The organism is Aeromonas sp. MdU4 (genome assembly GCF_041929505.1).
Lineage (GTDB): Bacteria > Pseudomonadota > Gammaproteobacteria > Enterobacterales > Aeromonadaceae > Aeromonas.
Genome location: NZ_JBHFMW010000072.1, coordinates 1 through 5,506 on the forward strand (window position 1 = coordinate 1; position 5,506 = coordinate 5,506).

General features: G+C 60.8%; 6 protein-coding genes. 4 read left to right on the top strand and 2 right to left on the bottom strand.

Annotated features, from left to right (window positions below; translation table 11 throughout):
* Nucleotides 1–456 (top strand): methyl-accepting chemotaxis protein (locus ACE1BR_RS23230; RefSeq protein ID WP_374874453.1); only part of this gene is annotated, 456 nt, incomplete at its 5' end.
* Nucleotides 457–578: 122 nt separating this feature from the next.
* On the top strand, nt 579–1,229 hold the full coding sequence (locus ACE1BR_RS23235) for a chromophore lyase CpcT/CpeT (protein ID WP_374868084.1): 651 nt from the start codon (nt 579–581) through the stop codon (nt 1,227–1,229).
* Between the two features lie 84 nt (nt 1,230–1,313).
* On the opposite strand, the gene rpmE is transcribed toward ACE1BR_RS23235, so the two are convergent.
* A complete protein-coding gene (gene rpmE, locus ACE1BR_RS23240; protein WP_005340673.1) occupies nt 1,314–1,529 on the bottom strand; it encodes a 50S ribosomal protein L31 in 216 nt (71 codons plus the stop codon).
* A gap of 147 nt (nt 1,530–1,676) precedes the next feature.
* Between rpmE and priA the strand changes: the two genes are divergently transcribed.
* Nucleotides 1,677–3,884 (top strand): primosomal protein N', encoded by a 2,208-nt coding sequence (priA, locus tag ACE1BR_RS23245; RefSeq protein ID WP_374868086.1) that lies wholly within the window; start codon nt 1,677–1,679, stop codon nt 3,882–3,884.
* 79 nt (nt 3,885–3,963) lie between these two features.
* Here priA and ACE1BR_RS23250 read toward each other — a convergent pair whose 3' ends face one another.
* A complete protein-coding gene (locus tag ACE1BR_RS23250; protein ID WP_374868088.1) occupies nt 3,964–5,046 on the bottom strand; it encodes a hypothetical protein in 1,083 nt (360 codons plus the stop codon).
* Between the two features lie 188 nt (nt 5,047–5,234).
* On the opposite strand from ACE1BR_RS23250, the gene ACE1BR_RS23255 reads away from it, so the two are divergent.
* The coding region (locus ACE1BR_RS23255; RefSeq protein ID WP_374874455.1) for an NAD-dependent epimerase/dehydratase family protein at nt 5,235–5,506 on the top strand (272 nt) is incomplete at its 3' end.

The window sequence follows — 5,506 nt, forward strand, 5'->3', positions numbered from 1 at the left end:
AATGCGGCGATTGAAGCCGCACGAGCAGGCGATCAGGGGCGTGGTTTTGCGGTGGTGGCTGACGAAGTACGCAGCCTCGCCATTCGTACCCAGAAATCGACTCAGGAGATCGCCGGCATCATCAGCTCGCTGCAGAAGCAGACCGGCAGCATCGTAGAGGTGATGGCGACTTGTCGCGAGCAGGGTAACCGCAGCTCGGATCAGGCCAGCACCGCAGGGGAGTTGCTGGGGCAAATTACCCAGGATGTCACCCACATCATGGACATGAGCACCCAGATTGCGGCGGCTATCGAGCAGCAGAGTCTGGTGGCGAACGAGGTCAATCGCAACGTCAACAACATCCGCGACATTGCCCAGGAGTCGAGCGTCATGGCCGAGGAGAATGCCAGATCCAGCCAGGGTCTTAATGAACAGGCACAGCTTCTGAACAAGGCGGTGGCGAAATACCGGGTTTAGTGACTGGCATGGCATCCTTGCGAGGTTTTTGCAGCAGAGTGGCAATCATTTGATCGTAATGGCTGTTATTGAGGGAATTCGCTCATATAATCGCCGCCACTATGATGATTCGGAAGGATTCGATGGCAAAGTTGCTGGTGGCCGTATTCGGGCTGCTCTGTTCCTGTCTGGCGTTGGCAGGGTCGGCACCCCAGGCTACCCCACTCAAGCCCGGCATGGAGCCGTTACTCAGCTGGTTCGACGGAGCGTTTTCTAGCAGGGAGCAGGCCGGTTACGATAGCCGTTTTACCAGTGCCGAGCTGCGTCTGATGGAGATCTGGCATGGCTATCAGGGGTATCGCTGGGTCTATGCCGAGCAGTATCTGACCTTGCGTGCCATCCGTCCCTTCCGTCAGCGCATCTATCGTTTTTCTCCTGTTTCAGATGGTCGCATCCTGATGGCTGAGTTGACCATGCCCAGAGCGACCGACTTTGCCGGAGCTTGGCACGACCCCGCCCTGCTCGACAGTTTGACACCGCAACAACTTTCTTTGCGCCAGGGGTGCGAGATCTGGCTGAAGCGTACTGCCTCTGGTGAGTATGCCGGCCACTCTCGTGTTGGTCATTGTTCCACCGACTTTGGCGGTGCCACCACCCTGGTGCAACATATCTGGATTGGTCCCGACAGCGTCAGATTTCTGGATCGGGCGTATGATAACGAAGGGACGTCGCGTTGGGGCAGTCCGGGTGAAGGCTATGTCTATCTGCGCCGTTCCAAGGGGTTTGGCCAGTAAGCCGTGTTGTGGTTGAAGAGGGAAAAAAGGACAATAAAAAAGGCGCCCATCGGGCGCCTTTTTCAGAATTCTTCAGAAGTAAAATTACTTCTTGGTGGTCATCGCACCGAAACGCTTGTTGAACTTGTCTACGCGGCCGCCGCTAGAAACTTCTTTCTGCTTGCCGGTGTAGAACGGGTGGCACTCGGAGCACACGTCCAGGTTCAGATCTTTACCGATGGTAGAGAAAGTGTTGATGACGTTACCGCAAGAGCACTTGGCGGTGATGGCTACGTAGTCAGGATGGATACCAGCTTTCATGGACAACCTCAATTAATAGGCCGTGTCGCCATCCGATCTCTTGTCGGACACCACACGATTGTTGAACACAGTTTCAAAGGCTGCGAATAATATAGGAAATGCCTGAGATCAGGCAAGTGGCTTCGCAGAAAAAATAGGCAACCCCTGGTGAATTCTTCCCAAACGCTGGATCTGGTTCGTGTCGCTGTCCCGGTACCGTTACGCCGTCACTTCGACTATCTCTCTCCTCTGCCGTTACCTGCTCCCGGTTGTCGGGTCGAGATCCCTTTCGGCCCGCAGACTCTGGTCGGGCTGGTGGTGGATCACCCGGACGAGAGTCAGGTGCCGCGTAACAAGCTCAAACCCATCAAGCGCGTGCTCGACGCGACGCCTGTGCTGGGCGCCGACATTCTGGCGCTGATGAACTGGAGCGCCAGCTACTACCAGCATCCGCTGGGGGAAGTGTTGCCGCACGCCCTGCCGGTGCTGGTGCGCAAGGGAGAGCCTGCTGCTTATCGCGAGCTGGAGTTCTGGTTTGCCACCGAGGCGGGCATGGCGGTCGATCTCAACGAGCTCAAGCGTGCTGTCAAGCAGCAGCAGGCCCTTGCCTTGCTGCGCAAGGGGCCGCAGACCCCCTCCGCCCTCAAGCAGGAGGAGATCCAGAGCGCAGCCCTCACAGCGCTGGAGAAGAAGGGATTGCTGGAGAAGCGCTCGCTGGAGCCGAGCCACGATGGCGACTGGGCTACCCGCTTTGAACCGGGGGAGGGGCTGCGCCTCAACGGCGAGCAGGCGCTGGCCGTTTCTGCCGTTACCAGCCAGAGCGACAAGTTCGGTGCCTTCCTGCTGGACGGCATTACCGGCTCCGGCAAAACCGAGGTGTACCTGAGCATCCTCGAGCCCCTGCTCAAGGCGGGCAAGCAGGCGCTGGTGATGGTGCCGGAGATAGGCCTTACCCCGCAGACCATCAACCGCTTCCGCCGCCGCTTCAACGTGCCTGTGGTGGCGATGAACTCCGCCATGAACGACCGGGAGCGGCTCGATGCCTGGCTCGCCTGCCGCGATGGCGGTGCAGCCATCCTGATCGGCACCCGCTCCGCGGTGTTCACCCCCTTTCACAACCTCGGCATCATCATCATCGACGAGGAGCACGACGGTTCCTTCAAGCAGCAGGACGGTTTTCGCTACCACGCGCGGGATCTGGCGGTGATGCGGGCCCATCGTGCCGGTATCCCCATTTTGCTTGGCTCGGCTACCCCGTCGCTGGAGACATTGCACAACGCCCGTACTGGCAAGTATCACCACCTCACTCTGACTCGCCGCGCAGGCAATGCCCAGACTGCCCGTCAGGTGATCCTCGATATCAAGAACGTGCGCTTGCAGGCTGGACTCTCCCCCCAGCTGGAGCAACTGATGGCGGAGCATCTGGCGGCGGGCAATCAGGTGATGCTGTTCCTCAACCGCCGCGGCTATGCCCCGGCTCTGATTTGCCACCAGTGCGGCTGGAACGCCGCCTGCGAGCGCTGCGACGCCTGGTACACCTGGCATCAGGCCGGACGACGGCTGCACTGCCACCACTGTGACAGCGTGCGCCCGCTGCCCCACCTCTGCCCGGAGTGTGGCAGCAACGAGCTGATCGGATCGGGAGTGGGCACAGAACAGCTGGAACAGCTGCTTACCACTGTGTTCCCGCAATATCCGGTAGTGCGCATCGATCGGGACAACACCCGCCGCAAGGGGGAGCTGGAGACCCATCTCGGTGACATCAAGGCGGGCAAGTACAAGATCCTGATCGGCACCCAGATGCTGGCCAAGGGCCACCACTTCCCGGATGTGACGTTGGTGGGGCTGCTGGATGTGGATGGCGCGCTATTCAGCGCTGATTTTCGCGCTGCCGAGAAGCTGGCTCAGCTCTACACCCAGGTGGCGGGCCGTGCCGGTCGTGCCAGCAAACCCGGGCTGGTGGTGCTGCAGAGCCACCATCCGGAACATGCCCTGCTGCAGGATCTGACCCAGAACGGCTACGGCCACTTCGCCGACACGGCGCTGAAAGAGCGTCGCCTGCTGGGACTGCCGCCGTTCAGCTATCAGGGGCTGTTTCGGGCCGAGGCCAACGGCCGTGACGAGGTGCAGCTGTTCCTCAGCCGCCTCGCCGATACCCTGCGCAGCGCCTGTTATCCCCATGTTCAAGTGCTGGGGCCCATCAGCGGCTTTATGGAGCGCAAGGCGGGCAAGTTCCGCATGCAGTTGCTGGTGCAAGGGCCGAACCGGGCGCCGCTGGCCCAGCTGCTGGATTGGGTGGTGAAGGAGCTGGAGGGGTGGCCCGAGACCAAAAAGGTGCGCTGGAGTCTGGATATCGATCCCACCGAGTTAAGTTGACTCAGGTGCTATCCGTTTAGCTTGAACCGGTCGCTGGCAGGTAATGTCAGCGACCGTTTTTGTACTACTGCTTCAATGTTCAGACCCGCAGGTCGATCTGCTGCACCCAGCCTCCCTTGCCCTGTTCGGTCACATAGAGGCCGGATTGGCGCAGTACTCCCTGATTGCCGTTTTCCCCCAGATGGTTGAAGGGGGTGTCGAGGGGATGGAGCAGAATGGCGCCGATCCCCAGCTCCACCAGGGCGATGGGGGAGTGCTCCGGCTGCCAGAACTGCAGTGCCGAGAACTGGCTGTCCCGCTCGTCCAGCACCCCGTTGCCATCCTCATCCAGGGTCGCCAGCTCACCAAAGCCGTTGCCGGAACGGGCCCCAAACAGCTCGCCGCCGTCATCTATGGTGCCGTTGCCGTTGCGATCCAGCGCCACAAAGCCGCTCCCCTCGCCGAGGCCGGGCAGGCTGTCCTCTTTGCCATCTTGATCGATGTCGAACTTGACCCGGGCGTCGGTCAGGCCGGCGATCTTGCCATCCAGGTTAAGTACCAGTGGATCCTTGAGGGCATTGAGGGTGGTGCGACGCTTGCTGATATCGAGCTGACGCCAGTCGAGCACAAAGCCGAGATCGAGCTGCAGGCTCTGGCCATCCTGGGTCTCTATGCTGGCCGAGGCGACCACGTTGAGCTGCTCCTTTTGCAGCAGGCTGTCGGTTACTTCCACCAGTTGATCCGGCTCGGCGGCGGGTTGGCTGCCGTCGCCCGTCGGGGAGTTCACCCCCTCCGCGCTCTGTTCGGTCGGTTTGATGGGATCGGGCAGCTCGATCTCGTGGCCCAGCATGGCTTCTATCATCAACTTGATAAGCCGCTGGTGGTTATCGAGCCCGTCGTTAGGCACGCCGTTCTCCTCCTGATTTTTGGTGCCCTCCGCTTTGGCTGGCGCGGCTGTCGTCTGCGGGGGAGTCTGGGTATTGCTCCGGCTGCTGGCTTGCAGCGTCAGGGCACTGGCTTGCATCAGGGTGGTTCGCTGCTCGCCGGATGGTGGTGTGGCGGCCGTCCCGTTGGTGCCATCGGCTTGCGGTGCGACTGCCCCCAGCCTGCGTACTTTGCGTGCCTGCGCCTGTTGCTGCTGGTATTGCACCTCCCCCTGGAGGTCGTAGTGATCGATGCGCATATCTTCGCCCTCGGGCTATACATCTGGTCAGTTATCGACCGCTTTCCGGTGGGGGCTTAACACCAAATCGGACTAACCGACAGAATTGTTAGTTCCATGTTGCAAAGTAACGGCGAGGCTGGATGATGGGCATTCAGGTTGCAGCACATCAACCCGCTGGCCGGGGCAATAAGGGAAGGGGAGAGAGGATGAGAAACTGTCTGGTGATGGGGGCGGCGGGCTATATAGGCTCCTATCTGGTGCCCCACCTGCAAACGCTGGGCTACAGGGTGATTGCCGGGGCGCGTCGCCCCTGCCGTTTGCCGGAGGGGGTGGAGTTTCGCCTCGCCGACAGCCTCAAGCCCATCACCCTGCTGCCTGCGCTGGCGGGTATCGATACCGTCTTCTATCTGGTGCACGCCATGGGGGCGGGGGCCGTTTTTCACCGGCTGGCGCAGCAGGGGGTGAAGAACTTTGCCGC

What these genes read in the sequence shown, in the direction of transcription:
- ACE1BR_RS23235 (WP_374868084.1), top strand. Translation starts at nt 579, where the DNA reads ATGGCAAAGTTGCTGGTGGCCGTATTCGGGCTGCTCTGTTCCTGTCTG.
- rpmE (WP_005340673.1), bottom strand. Translation starts at nt 1,529, where the DNA reads ATGAAAGCTGGTATCCATCCTGACTACGTAGCCATCACCGCCAAGTGC.
- ACE1BR_RS23250 (WP_374868088.1), bottom strand. Translation starts at nt 5,046, where the DNA reads ATGCGCATCGATCACTACGACCTCCAGGGGGAGGTGCAATACCAGCAG.